Origin of the sequence: Candidatus Arsenophonus nilaparvatae, from assembly GCF_045346035.1 — a bacterium.
Lineage (GTDB): Bacteria > Pseudomonadota > Gammaproteobacteria > Enterobacterales > Enterobacteriaceae > Arsenophonus > Arsenophonus nilaparvatae.
In genome coordinates, this window is sequence record NZ_CP158507.1 from 1,989,391 (window position 1) to 2,006,021 (window position 16,631).

11 protein-coding genes are annotated in these 16,631 nt (G+C 36.7%); all 11 read right to left on the reverse strand.

All coding sequences use genetic code 11. The features are described from left to right. Window positions 1-37 precede the first annotated feature (37 nt). The 11 genes from recD to rppH all read right to left on the reverse strand — a co-directional run bounded on the left by recD (window position 38) and on the right by rppH (window position 16,530). Window positions 38-1,876: an exodeoxyribonuclease V subunit alpha gene (gene recD / locus WH390_RS09525; protein WP_032114554.1), complete on the reverse strand. Its 1,839-nt coding sequence runs from the start codon at window positions 1,874-1,876 to the stop codon at window positions 38-40. Continuing rightward, on the reverse strand, window positions 1,876-5,484 hold the full coding sequence (recB, locus tag WH390_RS09530; RefSeq protein WP_032114553.1) for an exodeoxyribonuclease V subunit beta: 3,609 nt from the start codon (window positions 5,482-5,484) through the stop codon (window positions 1,876-1,878). Before recB ends, recD begins: the two co-directional genes overlap by 1 nt. Then, the gene (gene ptrA / locus WH390_RS09535) at window positions 5,481-8,375 is read right to left on the reverse strand and encodes a pitrilysin (RefSeq protein ID WP_406850570.1); all 2,895 of its coding nucleotides are present in this window, start codon (window positions 8,373-8,375) and stop codon (window positions 5,481-5,483) included. The genes recB and ptrA overlap by 4 nt, the downstream gene beginning before the upstream one ends. Before the next feature lie 4 nt (window positions 8,376-8,379). Beyond that, window positions 8,380-11,772 carry an exodeoxyribonuclease V subunit gamma gene (recC, locus tag WH390_RS09540; RefSeq protein ID WP_032114551.1) on the reverse strand — a complete coding sequence of 1,131 codons (3,393 nt, stop codon included), beginning with the start codon at window positions 11,770-11,772 and terminating at the stop codon, window positions 8,380-8,382. Beyond that, window positions 11,750-12,142 (reverse strand): prepilin-type N-terminal cleavage/methylation domain-containing protein, encoded by a 393-nt coding sequence (locus tag WH390_RS09545; protein ID WP_032114550.1) that lies wholly within the window; start codon window positions 12,140-12,142, stop codon window positions 11,750-11,752. The genes recC and WH390_RS09545 overlap by 23 nt, the downstream gene beginning before the upstream one ends. Continuing rightward, window positions 12,139-12,606 (reverse strand): YgdB family protein, encoded by a 468-nt coding sequence (locus WH390_RS09550; protein WP_032114549.1) that lies wholly within the window; start codon window positions 12,604-12,606, stop codon window positions 12,139-12,141. Before WH390_RS09550 ends, WH390_RS09545 begins: the two co-directional genes overlap by 4 nt. After that, window positions 12,603-13,205, reverse strand: a complete 603-nt coding sequence (locus WH390_RS09555) for a prepilin peptidase-dependent protein (RefSeq protein WP_032114548.1) — start codon at window positions 13,203-13,205, stop codon at window positions 12,603-12,605. Before WH390_RS09555 ends, WH390_RS09550 begins: the two co-directional genes overlap by 4 nt. Further along, a complete protein-coding gene (locus WH390_RS09560) occupies window positions 13,199-13,678 on the reverse strand; it encodes a prepilin-type N-terminal cleavage/methylation domain-containing protein (RefSeq protein WP_032114547.1) in 480 nt (159 codons plus the stop codon). The genes WH390_RS09555 and WH390_RS09560 overlap by 7 nt, the downstream gene beginning before the upstream one ends. Before the next feature lie 267 nt (window positions 13,679-13,945). Further along, window positions 13,946-14,797: a thymidylate synthase gene (locus WH390_RS09565; protein WP_032114546.1), complete on the reverse strand. Its 852-nt coding sequence runs from the start codon at window positions 14,795-14,797 to the stop codon at window positions 13,946-13,948. 66 nt (window positions 14,798-14,863) lie between these two features. Continuing rightward, the gene (lgt, locus tag WH390_RS09570) at window positions 14,864-15,763 is read right to left on the reverse strand and encodes a prolipoprotein diacylglyceryl transferase (protein ID WP_032114545.1); all 900 of its coding nucleotides are present in this window, start codon (window positions 15,761-15,763) and stop codon (window positions 14,864-14,866) included. Window positions 15,764-15,999: 236 nt separating this feature from the next. Beyond that, window positions 16,000-16,530 (reverse strand): RNA pyrophosphohydrolase, encoded by a 531-nt coding sequence (gene rppH / locus WH390_RS09575; RefSeq protein WP_032114544.1) that lies wholly within the window; start codon window positions 16,528-16,530, stop codon window positions 16,000-16,002. Window positions 16,531-16,631 lie beyond the last annotated feature (101 nt).

A 16,631-nucleotide genomic window follows, 5' to 3' on the forward strand; every position in this document is an offset into this window, starting at 1 on the left:
TCAAACAAAATAACGAATAAAATGGGTTCTACTTTCATTAAAGTAAGCGCTCAGTCAAACCACTATGCCGTTCCGTTGAGGTCATTAACGCTTTAGCAAAAACATGACGCTCAGCATAAATCGTCAACTGAATTTTTGCTCTAGTAATTGCAGTATAAATAAGCTCTTTACTAATAATAGGAGTAAAAATTGGCGGTAAAACTAATGCGGCATGTTCAAATTCTGATCCTTGAGATTTATGTACTGTCATAACAAACACAGTTTCATGCTGAGGTAAACGACTGGGTTGTATTTTTTTTATCACCCCATTAGGCAACTGAAAATAGGCTTTTAAATCTTGTTGACCATCCCGTAACATAACACCAATATCACCATTAAATAAGCCAAGAGGACGATCATTTTTGGTGATCATTATTGGGCGACCTTCATAATTTTTATTCCAGCTATAGGTAGGCCGTCGAATACTTCCTTGACGATGTAAAAGCTGTTCTAATTTATCATTTAACCCTGTAACCCCGTACGGTCCTTCCCTCAAAGCAGCTAATAAACGATAACGATTAAAAGTAGTCAGGATTTCTTCGGGATCTCGACCCGTTTTTATCATATCCAGATAGCAACGGTAACATTCAGCCGCATCAAAAAGTAATTTGCCATATTTCTCAGATGAAGCAATTGAATGAAAAGCAATATCCGCATTTTGCTGCGCTAATAGTTGCTCAACCTGTTTAATATTACCTTTGTTAATTGTAGTAGCTAGTCGACCAATTCCTGATTGCGCATCAAAACGATAACTTTTTCGTAATAAACAAATCCTGTCTTTAACCTCTGGCCCATCATTCGATATAAAATCAGATAAATTACAAGCTGTGATTTTAGTCAGTTGTGCCGCTCTTTCACGACTGTATCCCGATTCTGAAAAACGACAAAGATCGCCTAGGACAGCGCCCGCTTCAACAGAAGCTAATTGATCTTTATCACCTAGCAAAATGACACGGGCATGATCTGGTAGAGCTTCAATTAATCTAGCCATCATAGGCAGATCAACCATCGATGCCTCATCAATAATTAAAACGTCTAGCAAAAGTGGATTGTCTTTGTGATAACGTAATAATTGGCTATTGGGTTGAGCGCCTAATAATCGATGCACAGTCTGCGCTTGTTCTGGCATAACCGCATACTCATCAGCAGATAAATTCAGTTTTAATAATGCATTATTTAATGATTCCGTTAATCGAGCAGCCGCTTTTCCTGTCGGCGCCGCTAGCTGAATGATTAACTTTTCATCACTTAATTGGACTAAAGTAGCTAATAAACGTGCCACTGTCGTGGTTTTTCCTGTACCCGGCCCACCAGAAATAACTGCGATCCGACTGGTTACTGCAACAGCAACAGCTATTTTTTGCCAATCTTGAGTTTTCGAGGACGCAAAAAAACCAGTTAAAATAGTCGCTAATCGCTGTTCATCAACGGTTTCTAACAAATGGCGAGAAAAAAAATCAGCCACTAGTCCTTCATCAGCCCACATCCGCTGAAAATAAAGTTTGTTATCCGATAAGACTAATGGTTTTGCTGCTGATTGCGGTGCCTCACAAACTGCATTACATTGTTTAAGCTCAGTATAAATCCTGTTACTATCAGGTGCTCCTGCCATTTCCCAGAGCATAAAAGCCATTTCCGTCTGTCTACCTTCAAATAAATAAGCGGGTTCGAGCTTATCAATAAATAAACAAACATGACCTGCTCGAGTTTCAGCACTTAATATTGCAAATATCAATAACAATAATGGGTTTTCATCATCAGCTAACCGAATAGCAAGTTGTATGTCTAAACAACTAAACAAATTAAGCTCAGCAGCTCGCTTTAGTAAAGTTATCATCATTGCTCCCCTCGATTAGTTGCATTAAATAACTCATCCAGGCTATTAATAAACGCATCAGGAGGAATAGTGTGATAAATACCATAACCAGGGTTTTTCGCATTAAATCCACGCAAAAAAAGGTAGATAACTCCACCAAAATGTTTTTGATAATCATAATTAGGTAAACGATTCCGTAAATAACGATGCATAGCTAATGTATAAAGCTGATACTGTAAATCATATCTATGATCAATCATGGCATTCTGTATGGCCTCCTGACTATATGCCAGACCATTTTCCCCTAACCAATTTGATTTATAATCAAGCAGATAAAATTTGTCTTGCCAGCAAAAAACTAAATCAATATAACCTTTTAAAACGCCCGTTACTGGCTCAAAACTAAGCGGTGGACAACGTTGAGATAAAACATCATATTGATGAGTTAGCCTATCTAATGCAGATGGCAATAACAATTTTTCTATCGGTAAATGAAATTGCATTTCATTTAATTGATTCTCTGGCGTGATCGTTGACAAGCTGAGGCTATCACTAAGTAAAGGGGTGTCAAAAATATTTATTAGCCACATTTTAAGCACCGGTGCCCAATCAGCGGAAAAACCGGCTTGCTCTAATTTTTCAGCTAACCAAGACTCTTGTGGATGTTGATTAAATGGCAGTAATTCCAACAGGGAATGCAAAAAAGTTCCTGCTGTGGCCCCCTTAGGAAAGGTATGAACACTCCACTCTGCTATTTCACCTTGAACCAATGAGCTGTCACCTTGTGCATCAACGTCCATTTTAGGTGCCAGATCTTGTATAGCAATCTCAATACTTATATCACTAGCAGTAAATTTATCAGAATACATATCATGATAGGTTAATCCTGAATAACTCGTAACCCGCCAGGTATTTTGGATCTGTCCTGTAAAATTTCGAGCCAATAACTTCACGGGTGTATTTTCTTTCGGGTACCAAGGCGATAAGTTAATATCACTAACAGGTGTGATGCTAATATTTTCACTCGCTAATGCACCTAGAGCATCACGCAATAAAGTCGCATTACCTGGCTGTCCATTTTGCAATAAATAACCTAATGCGCTTTGATGCAAATCCGTATTACCACTTTCCCCACTAGGACGACCTTTTATTAAAGGTGCAATACCAACACTACAATGATATTTTGAGCGCGTTAGTGCAACATATAACAGCCGCAAATTTTCGGCTAAACGCTCTTCATTAGCCAGCCTGATGCTCTCTTTTTGTTGGGTCAGATCAAGACAAGTTTGAAAATTATCACGATCATGAAACGTTGCCAATTTTTGCTGCGAGAATTGACAGGCAAAAGGTAACCAAACAATCGGGAATTCTAAACCTTTAGATTTATGGATCGTACTAATACTCACCAAGTGACTATCACTCTCTAGACGTATTTGCTGATTTTCTACTAACGGATCGGGGTGATCGATCTGCTGAGCTAACCAGCGAACTAGAGCATGCTCACTTTCAAGCTGTAATTCCGCTTCTTGCAACAATTCACTTAGATGCATCACATCCATCAAGCGCCTTTCACCATCTATATTATCCATCAGTAGGTTTTCAGCAATCCGATGGTTAACCATAATAGCTCGTAATGCAGGCAAAATACCATGTCGCTGCCAAATCAATAAATAATTGGCAAACTCTTCAACCCGTATCTCCCACTGATTTTCATCTTGATTTAATTGCTCAATATCTTGTGCACTTAGCCCAACTAAACGAGTAGCTAATGCACAACGCAGCGTACGCTCCTTTTCAGGTGAGAGCACGGCTTGTAATAACCATAATAGATCGCGCGCTTCATCAGTAGCAAAAACGCTTTCTTGATTAGAAAGAAAAACTGACGAAATATTAAATTTACTTAATGCTTCTCGTATCATTACTGCTTCGCGACGACTTCTGACTAACACCATAATATCCGCAGCTGTTACCGGCTGTTTTACATCATTTCGATACAGCCAGGTTGTTCCATTCTCACCCCCTTTAAGCCAATCACAAATCTGACTAGCACACTGATAGGCCATCGTTTGTTGATAGTCCAAGGTTGAAACCGCTTCTTTATCTAAATAACAAAAATTTAAAGCTGATAATTTTGCTGTTTTATGAATAAATGCTAAATGCTGATTTGAAGAGGCTGAATCAACTGTGTTAAAAGGTATTTGCTCAAATAAAAACGGTTTTGTTGCCCGACTGAATAATTGATTAATAGCTGCTACCATACTTGGTGAAGAGCGCCAATTAGTATCAAGAGTATAGTGTGATTCAATCTGATCTTTAGCTTTAAGATAAGTAAAAATATCCGCCCCACGGAAAGCATAAATAGCTTGTTTAGGATCGCCAATAAATAACAAACCACAATGATTATGCCCCTGATAAATACGTTGAAAAATGCGATATTGTTGCGGATCAGTATCTTGAAACTCATCAACCATAACAACCGGGTAACGATTACGGATCGTGTTAGATAATCGCTCACCACCTTCTGCATGTAGTGCCTGATCTAAATGACTTAATAAATCATCAAATCCAATCTCTCCACGTCGTCTTTTCTCTTTAACAATTGTTTGACGAACATCAATAATCGCTTTTGAAATAATGATATCGCGTAATGTAAGTGATTGTTGCATCAAATTATCAATAGCACGAAAAACCTCATGTTCAGGTACTTGACCTGTCGGTGTTTTATCTATCAGTTCAGATTGGCAAAAACGAGCTAGTTCTTTAGGGGTTTTATAATCGACTGTTGCTGATTGAGCCCAACCAGTGACCGCGGCTATCCAACCCGGTAAATTACGGCGACTATAACTACGTTTATTAATAGCGGAATCAGTAATTAAATCAATGAAACTTGCTGAATTTAAAAGCCACAACGCTTTTACTTTTTTTATCCTGTCAATTAGGGTCTGATGACGCTGTTTTATTGATTGCGCTTCAATCGATTGGTTAACAAGATTCGGAATATCACCTTGTAAATAAGGCTTTATTTCGGCTAAAAGTGCCTCTGGGTCACTCCATACATCAACAATAACTTTTGATATAAAATAATTAAGTGGATAGCAGTTGCAGCGCCAAAAATCAGCACAAGCCCGTTTTTGTATGGTATGTTCATCTTTTATTATTGATTGCTCAAATAGCATACCTGACTCAAAAGCATTATGCACCAACATGCGTTGACAGAATCCATGGATAGTATAAATTGCCGCTTCATCCATTTGACGTTCAGCAGCAAGTAACCATTGAGCAGCCACCTCTTTATCTGCAATAGAAGATAGTAAGATTCGGAATATTGAATTTTCATCAAAACCAATACCATCTCTAATACAGGCCATTCTCATTTGATGAATATTGTGGCGAATACGTGATCGTAGCTCATCGGTTGCCGCTTCAGTAAAAGTGACGACTAAAATCTCTTCAACACTTAATGGGCGAGAAAATGCATTTTTTTGCCCAACACCTAATAACAATCGCAAATAGAGTAAAGCTATCGTATAGGTTTTTCCTGTTCCTGCTGAAGCTTCTATCAATCGCTGGCCATAGAGAGGCAAACAATAAGGATCCAGTTGATAAGCCTGTATTCTCCGATTACTCACTTCGCATCTACCTCAATTGGCAAAATCTTTTGTAATTCAGATGCAGTCGGATAAGTTATCCAATCTTTCAATTGAGCATAGCCTTCTTTATTAACCTCTTTTGCAATAATTTGTGAAACAAAAGCTAAACCTGTTTGTTGCAAAACGGCATTGTTATAAAAAGTTAATAGATCTTGCTGTGTAACCGTTTTCAATACTTTGATTAATTTTTTTCTGCTATCAAAAGCAAAATCATTCCTCGCAAAATCTGGTAAAAAACGATCTATCTCCTCATAAAAAGTTTGCGGAGGCTGTTCCATTTCCGTCAATAGTGCCTTTTTGTATTGCTCAAATTCTTTTTTTGGCATTGCATTTAATTTTTTAAAGGCTAATTGATAAAAGTTTTGATAGCGTGTATTCAAATACGCAGGGGTTTTATTATTACTTTGCAATAAAAAACCTAATCTCCATTGCTCACCAAGGCTAGTAGTAAAGGCAAAAACAGCATAGCCTAATTGTTCTTGCGTCCTAAGTTGCTCAAAAAACCAAGGATGTAAAATATTGGCCAAAATATTTGATAAGACAAATCCACTATAACGATCATATCCTGTCGGAATAAATATTTCTGCTAACGCATTATCTGTACTATTTGCCTGATGTTGGAAATTTACTTTATGCTGTTTATCAACAACAATAATATCCCCTCTCCACCAATTCTTGCCTTTATTATTCAATAAATGAGCAATAGACTTAATAATATCAATGCCTTGCTTTTGTGTTAGATTGCCGAATACAATCGCTTGTAAAGCAGCATTGTCAATAGTCTCTTGACGGTAGTTTAGGATGTCATTTGCTGTGATCGTTTCCAGGGCCTTCAAGCGCTGTTCTTGCTCAAAATAAGGTACTTTTTCTAAACGTTGTTTCGGCTGTATTGCCAACTCAAAGGCTTTAAGATTATTGCTAACTTCAAGCTGTTCCCTATACCATGATTTTGCTTGTGTAACTTCGTCAGCAGAAATTGTGAAGGTAAGAAATTCCTTAACCATTTTTGTCGTCAATTCCGCTAGATGTTGAGTATAACCACTGGTTTTCAATTGCAGGCCTAAATTTGAAGATACCACCAGTTCCATTCCGGCGACGGAAGCTTGGTAACTTAATTGAGACAATTTTAAAGAGGCTAGGTATTCTAATAACGCTGCACTAACTTGAGCTTTTGCCGTTTTACTGCTCTGCTCATTACGTAAATCTATCGCAATCCCACCTTTAGGTTCATCAGCAAAATATTGACTTGGCATATAGACTACCCGCACATTTCCTTGCTCATATACCAATTCTGGATGCTGATAATGACGAGAACTTTTAATTAAAGAAAAATCATCAGCAATATAAGGGTTCAATTCAGGTAACGAAAAATGCATTGCTTTTTTTAATTCAGACCATCGTTGATATTGTTGGCTGTTAATTTTATCAACTTGATAAGGAGCATTGAGAAAATAGGCTTCTTTATTATGTGGTTCATTCGGTGCGATAAACCAAATTCTGGCATTATAGGGAGTTAATTCTGCTAAACGGCTGCTTATTGCTTTTGGATCAAAGCGATCAGCAATGTAATTAGCATCAAGCACATGTGCAATTGGGATATTCAACATTTGATTAGATAGTTGCTGAATATAATTCATATCACGAACAATAGAATTATGTTGAAATGAAAGCTTCAGAACATTAGCGATCTCGTTAAAATAGCCACTCTTAATACCTTGTTCTTTTAATAAATCAATATAGGAAAATATTGCCGCAATAATCTTATCTCTATTTCCCAATCCCTTATCCGTTAATAAAACGTTTATTGAAAAAATGCCATTATTACGATCAACATCTGGTACAACGTCAACATTAATCTCTTCAGCAAGACCATTCTTTAGTAACCAATCAGCAAGGGTATTTTGACTTCGATTTCCTATCAAATAGCCAATATATTCATCTGACTTACTGCGAAATTCTGATAAATTATTTGCAATACTAAATTCAAGTTGCAGAACTTTTTTAGGTTGTGCTGGCACATAATGAATTATTATTCCTTTTTCTTTATCGGTTATAGCGGGTACCGTTATTTCAGGAACAATAGCCTTTCGATTTGGAATACGACCAAAAGTTTCAGCTGCGATTTTGGCTAATTGACTCAATGAGTCATTGCCATACAAAATACCTTTCATTAAATTAGCTGAGTAATAGCGATAATAAAAATTCTTGAGCTCAGTCTGTAAATGGCTACCAGGCTTATCGCTTAAGGTTTCTAAATTCCCACCAGAAAAACGTGAATTAGGATGAGCCGGATTAAGTGTTTCAGAACGCACTTGCCATAATCGCATTTCATCGCGAGCACGTGCCATTGTTAATTCTGCATTGACTGCATTACGTTCTCGATCGGCATTTTTAGGATCAAGTAATGGCTCGGCTAATGCACTTGCCAAGCGATCTGTGGCTGCTTTTAAAGCACCATTTTCAACTTCTAAATAGTAAGCAGTAAGATTAGAAGCCGTACTAGCATTATGATTGCCACCATGTTTTTGCAAAAATTCTGATATTTCACCTGACTCAGGATAGCGTTTAGAGCCCATCAATACCATGTGTTCAAGGTAATGTGCCAAACCAAGTTGTTGATCAGGACTTTCCATTGTGCCAACTGGTAAGGTAACCGCAGCTAATGATTTACTGGCCTTCGGATCAGATATTAGCAATACAATCATATTATTAGAAAGTTTTATCGCCTGATACCCTCGAGTATCTTTTTCACTTTTGTTTATCCTATCAGGCAAAACTTGCCAATTCTGCTTAGCAAAACTTACCGTACCAAATAGTAATAAGAGCACGACTATCATGTTTTTCATAACAACCCTTGTTACTTTAAGCATCTTATTACATCCTCTTTTTATTTTTTCTATAGATTGCCATTGGCAATAAATAAGTACGTGCCTTTTTTTGTATTGTTTCAAGCAAATTACTATCTATTTTACTGAAAGCACGACCAATATAGCTATCTTCCATTTCACCTGGCTGATTATAGGTACCTTGTAAGGAGTGGATAAGCTGCATTTTTGCTTTTTGCAAAACAGCCTCAGACTCAAAATCAAATTGTTCACTTTTTTTGTTATAGCATGACATTAACCAATTCCAGCCACTTTTATTAAAAAGTGGTAATGGCGAATTCATCCCCTCTTGATAACCATTAATGAGCTGTTGTAAATATACTTTCGCCTGATATTTGTCCACTGACTCAAAACACCATTCACTATTATCTCTTCCCCAATAGTAACTTTCACCAGATCTAACGGTTAAACAAAAAATTAAATGTTCTATCCATAGAGATAAACCATCATTAATCGTTAAATTTGCAGGACGATAACGAATAATACCGTTTTGCTGAATATTTCGTAATTGTCCAGCCAAACAAATATTCTCAAAAGGTTCGATGAATAGTTTATTAAAATATTCATGACAATTTATCTTTACTTTATCAGCTAATGGCTGCATATCTTGGATCTGTTTTTCCCAATAAATTTGACCAAAATATTCTGCCGGTAATCCACCCGTTGCACGCAAAGTCGTTAACAGCTCCTCCAGTGACTCTTCATAAATCATCGCCTTAAGTAAGCGTTCATTATATTTATATCGTTGTAAATTATTTACAATAAAAGGCTCATCCTCCGGTAATTGTACTTCTTCAATAAAAAAATTAACTTTTAACCTTTGTTGAAAAAAAGCCCGGATCGGGTGTCGATAAAAAGAGAGTAACTGCTCTAATAATATTTCATTGTCATGTTCTATCATTGGCATTAACGGAGTACAGAATTCAGGCCGTGGATTACCTTGTTTTCTGGCTGCTGATAACCATTCACTGGCATAACTCTGATGAATGCTATTAGGCAAATAATTCTCTGTCGCAAAAGGTACTCGCGTATGTTTAATCACTATATGTTCTTTTACTCTATCAGCACTAAGATCAATATTTAAATGTTCATCACCCTCTAAACAAAAACTTTGGCTAATATAATCAAGTAATTCATTTACTAGCACCGAAGAATTATGTGCTTGATTGTCACGTATAGCATGCCCAATATAGCTAACATAAAATAGTTGAGAAGCGGAATTTAAAGCTTCCAAAAATAGATAGCGATCATCATCCCGACGCTTTCTGTCACCACGTTGTGGCTGCTCAGCCATTAAATCAAAACCCAGTGGAGGTATTGATCGTGGATATATCCTGTCGTTCATACCTAATAAACACACAACCTTAAAAGGAATAGAACGCATAGGCATTAGAGTACAAAAATTAATTGCCCCTGCAAGAAAACGTTGACTGATCTTTTCATCATCAAAACAGGTTGCTAATTCATCACGAATAAGCGATAGAGGAACTATTTCTTCATATTTTGCCACTATTCCAGTCTCAATCGTTTTTTGCCATTGCTGGAGCATAAATATGAATATCGCTTCAATTTGTTCATCAGTCTCAAAAAAAGCATCTAACAGGCATTGACATAATGGCAACCATTCTGACAATTTTCTTTCCTGATTAAGTTTACTTCTCCAACTAGCCAATGAATCAATAAATGCGGCAAGCTGCCCAGCTAATTTCGCAGATAACCCTGTGCATTCATCATAAGGCAAAATTTTATTCCAAGTCCCTACATGACTATCCATCACATAACCAAGCAACATTCTATTTAAACCAAAAGCCCAGGTATTTTGCCCTGTTGCTGGTAATTCCAGCATTGCAATGTTTTCATCATCAAGTCCCCAACGGATACCTGATTCGTTAATCCACCGTCGCAATAAAAGTAATTCATCATCGTAAATAGAAAATCGACGAGCCAGTGCTGGCACTTCTAATAAAGCTAATACTTGTTCTGTGGTAAAACGACTTTGGGGTAAATCAAGTAACGAAATAAAAGCTTGCAAAATAGGATGTACCTGCCTGGCTTTTCTATCTGAAATAGAAAAAGGTAACCGACGTTCAGGGGACACATGACTAAACACCGCTTGGATATAAGGTGCGTAACTATCAATATCTGCCACCATTACAATTATATCTTTGGGTGTTAGATTTGGATCGTCTTCAAAGAGGCCCAATAAATAATCTTGCAATACTTCAATTTCACGTTGTGGGCTATGGCATGAATGAAATGTCAATGATTTATCTTGTTTGCTTAATTGTCTTTTTGAAAGACTATTATTATAACTCGCTTCGGTTAAACCAAGTTGCGCATGATCTTCTAAATCTAAAATATCTCGCTGCACTTGGTGCAACAAACAATCACGTGGTAAATCTACAAAGGCAGCAACTTTATTAGATAGCTCCAACTGAGACAGAAAATAGAGGTTGTCACGGCCTAATTTACCCCAAGAAGCTAATAGCGGATTAGTTAGAAATTGTTCACCTTGTTGATTAAATAACGTATCAGGCGAACTTTCTCCCTTGAAACGCGCAATTTCATGGTTATTTCGATAATTTTTTAACTTGCGTCGTTCAAGTTTTGCCAAAGAAGCATAGCTCTGAATATCTCCCCAATAATAACGACATGGATTAGTAAACATTAAATGAATATCAATATGCTGGCCAAGGGCATTTAATGCCTGCAAATAAACCGGAGGTAATGCGGCGATACCACAGATAAATACACGTTTCGGCAACCTAATATGTGAAGGCAGATTAGCATGCAAACTTTGTATAAATTGTTGATAGAGATTTGCCCGATGCCATTTAGATTGATTAAGCTTTTCCGTATACTCTGTCAACGCTAACCAAAGACGTTTTTGCCATTGCTGATTATCACTTAAGCCCTCAATTAGTTGTTTTTTACGCCAGCTTTCTAACCATTGGGGACGGTAAACTAAATATTGGTCAAACAGATCCGCAATCCGAGCTGATAACTGATACAACTTACGTTTACCCATATCCTCATTAAGATATTGTCTAAGAGGCTTGAATTCAGGTTCTTGTAGCAAGGAAGGTAAAATTGTCATTAATTTCCAAGTCATTGCCTTTTTGGTAAAAGCACTCTCTGATGGGATATCAGATAAAACCCGAGTAAACATGTCCCAAATAAAAGTTGCCGGTAGCGGAAAAGAAATGTTAGCGGCAATTCCCAAGCTTTGCGCAAGCTCTATTTGTAGCCATTGCGACATACCTGGACTTTGAACCAAAATAATTTCTTGCTCAAACGGCTGGGTCAAGGGATTATTTTTGATCAAACTAGAAATAAGCTCTTTGTGAATATCTAATTGATTAGAATGATAAATTTGTAGCATAATCTTTTCCTGACGAACAGTACCACCTTGATGCAGCAGTTAATTGGTTATAAGGCATCTTAAATGTAACTAATATCTGCTTACAATTATCTGTAATGTTCACGTAACGATATGATAAATCAATATTTTTAGGCATATTATTTGTTATATCGGCACTAATAGAGTCAATGCCTAGCATCGCTTCTCCACTTTCAAAAAAAGTGTGCATCATGCGAAATTGCTGTGTTTTTTGCCATGCGAGAGAAAATCCAGCCATTAGATTATGAACATATTTTATTAATGCGATAGCTGAAATAGCAAATAAGGCTATAGCTACCATAACTTCGGTTATTGCCATTCCAGATTGCCTGTTAGGCTTAGAATTTTTCATTGACAAAATTCCACTCTTTTAACTGGACAAAAATCCAACCATCCCTGTTTTAGAGGAACAAAACCAGATATGGCATTTTTATCTTTCTTAAGCCATTGATAAAGTGTAAATATAGCTTTACCCTCAAAATAAGCATGGCCAGCTAATAGATAATAATCATTTTTATAGTAACGCAAACAACTTTTAAAATTAGCGCCTAACGGTTGCAGACAAGACCATGAGGTATTTTTTTCCTTAGTCATAACCCAAGGTTGATATTTTCCCCAAGCCAATGCAGACTCAGCTTGCTCAAAAAAGAGCCAATAACTTCGTTCACTTTCCAACATCTGCAATATATTATTCTGATGATGATGCAACGCTTTTAACATTAATAAACTCATAGAAATAAGCATTATTATTGCCATTAATAAAACGCTCCCTTGCTGTTCAAATTTGTGAGGAAAAAACCAATTTATCTGTTTCATATCGATTGATTTCTTAAATAAATTTTTAGTTGGTATTCCCTTAATAGATCTGGATATGCTCGCGGAGATAGACTTAAAAATACAGCTAAAAAACGTTTTTCATCCATGATCACCTCTTTTAAAGCAAATTGTGAAACTATTATCTGTTTGGGATCAAATAGGTTTATCCATCCTTGCCCTTCACAATCTACTCCGCTACGGTGTATTTCCAGCTTACCTCGATGAATACGATAGATAAAGAAATCAGAAGTCTCATCTGTTGCTTTTTGCCATTTGCCATCTAAATTGTAATCGTAAATAAGATGAATACAGGAATGCTTTGCCTCGCCTCGTTTTTCACTAATTTTCAATGCCACTCCGACACAATTACCAAAACAATAACCTGAACGTCGAACATCTTTTTCCAACATTAATAAGAATTGTCTCGCCACAATATCAAGATGATAAGCTTGATATAATCGATTGATTTGCTGCGTCAGTAATGGATATAGCGTTATGATAGCGAGAAAAACAATACTACTTATTACTAAGCTGATTAGGACTTCTATCAGAGAAAAACCTTGTTGCTTACAATTAAAAGAAATGTGTTTATTTAGCATTTAGCTATTCCCCCCAGCCTTTGATTACTACATAAACGCACTCGTCCCAAACCCGAAATAATGATCGAGATCTCTGCTGATTGATTGCTAAAACGTAAAGTTGTCGGTAATGCCGTTCCTCTTTTACCTAGCAACAAGGTCGATATTCGACTGTAATTATGCAACACTACTTCATTATGCCTATTAATCCACTTCATCTCTGTACTTTGCTGGGTATCTTTTTTACCTTTAATTGCAACTATCAGCATCCAATTTGAAGTTTTATCCGTTTGAACTATCAATTGCCTCTCTTGATTCAAATAAGCCGCCTGCATTTGATGACGGGCAATAAAAGCAGCAACTTTTTGCGTAACAACAATTAAATGTATTTTTTGTTGATAATTTCGCCACCCCTTAATGCTAACAACAACAATCAAGGCTGCTATGGCAATCGCAATCATAATTTCAAGCAGAGTGAACCCTTGTTGGCGCATATATTTTTGCCATATGTAGCACAATTAATGCAAACTATTGTTATGTATTTAGGATAAAAAAATAAATGATCAAATAAGATAGAAGGGAAACAGATCTATTAAAAAATTGGTATTACAAAAAACTGGGGAGCAAAGATAGAAACGCCTCCCAGATTTTAATGTTTTTAGTAGCTATTTATTAATTAAACCATAATATTAATTAAAAACAGCAAATAAGATGGTAGTCACCTTGTTGATGTTAATGATCAAAGCAACCCATAAAAAATGTCATACCGTAAATGGATATTTAATTGCATCATGATATTGGTAGCCAATTACTTCAAAATCATCACTAGTCACCCAGGTTTCAATATCTTTTAATGTTTTAATATTAGGATTAATACGTAGTTGCGGCAAAGAATAAGGAGTACGCTTCAACTGGATATCACGCATAATCGAAAGTTGATTTTCATAAATGTGAGCATTCACTATCTTATGGTAAGCCTTACCTGGTTTGTGACCCGTGATCTGAGCAACCAGTGCCAGTAAAACAAAACATTGAATTTGATTAAAGTTTAGTCCCAAAGGAACATCACAACTACGTTGATATGAAGTTAAATAAAGCGTATCAGCTAGCAGAGAAAAAGTGTGCGTATGCATGCAAGGACGTAAACAACCTAATTCAAACTCACCCGGATTGTAAAAAGTAATTATCTCGGCACGATCATCTACTCCTACCGAAAGGTTGCTAATAACTTTTTGCAGCTGATCTAAATAAGTACCATTAGGCCGTTGCCATGAACGCCCCTGAACACCATAAACTCGTCCCATGTCATCTTCACCTTTACGGTTCGGATTATTGAGCCATGCCTGATTTTCATTCGCATTGGCATTCCATGTATTACAGCCAATATCACGAAATTGTGCAGCGTTAGAATAACCTCTTAGATAACCTAATAATTCAGCAATAGCCGCTTTATAAAAACTTTTGCGAGTCGTAATTAAAGGAAACTGGTTATTTGCGACATCATATTCAAGATCAGCATTGATAACCGTTAAACACCGAACTCCTGTGCGTTTATTTGCTACCCACTGACCTTTATCAATAATACGCTGACATAAATCCAGATATTGTTTCATTATTATTACTCGCTTAGAATCTATTATTTAATACTATAAATAAAAACACTGTATTAAAATTTTCTGCTACTTACTCTTTTCTGCCTTGCTAGTAATGGAATAGTCCGTACAATGGCTATCTTTCTTATAGGCCCAGATCATCATTAAAATACCAATAATGATCATAGGGACTGACAAAATTTGTCCCATACTTACACCACCAAATAGCCCCAACTGCGCATCCGGCTGACGGAAAAATTCAACAAAAATACGGAAAGCCCCATAACCAATCAAAAACAATCCTGAAACACTACCCATTGGGCGTGGTTTACGAATAAACAAATTCAAAATAATAAATAAAATGATCCCTTCAAAAAACATCTCATAAAGTTGGGAAGGGTGTCGTGGTAATACGCCATACTGCTCTAAAATCGGTAATAAAGAAGGGTCTTGACTAACAATCTGAATGTCTTCTGCTCGTGAGCCTGGGAATAACATTGCCCATGGTGTATCTAATGTTACACGTCCCCAAAGTTCACCATTAATAAAATTACCAATACGTCCCATACCTAATCCAAATGGGATTAATGGGGCAACAAAATCGGCAACTTGAAAAAAATGGCGATGAGTTCTGCGTGCATACCACCACATAGCGCATATCACACCAATTAACCCACCATGAAAAGACATTCCTCCGTCCCAAACTTTAAATAGATACAAAGGATTGCTCAGGAAGGCCGGCAAATTATAAAATAAAACATAGCCTAAACGTCCACCGATAAAGACACCTAAGAAACCAATATAGAGCAGATTTTCAACTTCGTTTTTGGTCCAGCCACTATTTGCTTTTCCGGCTCTCTGTTTTGCCAACCATAGAGCGAAAACAAATCCCACCAAATACATCAAACCATACCAATGAAGGGCTACTGGACCAATCGAGAATATAACAGGATCAATATTAGGAAACACAATATAACTATTATTCATCGTCTCCACTCTTTAGTTTTATAGAGCTTGATAGAATTGCATGACTGCATGCGGTTTAAAATCTAATAGTATTTTATTGATTAAATTCATCAACAAATCTATCTAATGCATACTTTGGCTAGTAAATTTTCCAAAAAATAAACAAGAGTAGCTTTCGCTACTCTCACTTCGCTTTCAAAACGACAAAAGTTGGCTATTAAAATAAACATAAACCTACTTTCTTTCGCTAAATTTATTTAGCCACATTTACGCCTATAGGTATGGCTTTTATTTGATGTCATTGTACTATTTTGCAGTGACATAACCATCGGAGCAAATTCTTTCATAACACGCCGATAAACATCGCGTTTAAAAGAAACAACCTGACGCACAGGATACCAATAACTCACCCAACGCCAACTATCAAATTCAGGCGTTTTACTTGTTTGCACATTAATATTATGTTCATTACAAACCAATTGTAACAAAAACCAACGTTGCTTTTGCCCTATACAAACTGGCTTTGTGTCCCAACGCACCAAACGTTTAGGTAATTTGTAACGTAACCAGTTCCGGGTAGACGCTAATATTTTAACATCTTTACGATCCAACCCAACCTCTTCGAATAATTCCCGATACATTGCCTGTTCTGGCGATTCTTCAGGATTAATGCCCCCTTGAGGGAACTGCCATGAATGTTGCCCATAGCGACGAGCCCATAATACCTGGCCCTGCCGATTACAAATTACAATTCCTACATTCGGGCGGTAGCCATCATTGTCAACCATCTGACTACCTCGTTAAAAATTTAAAAGATAACTTATTGTTTCATACTACTCTATATGGTAAGCCTTTATCAAATATAGTATTTGCAATTATAAGATAACAT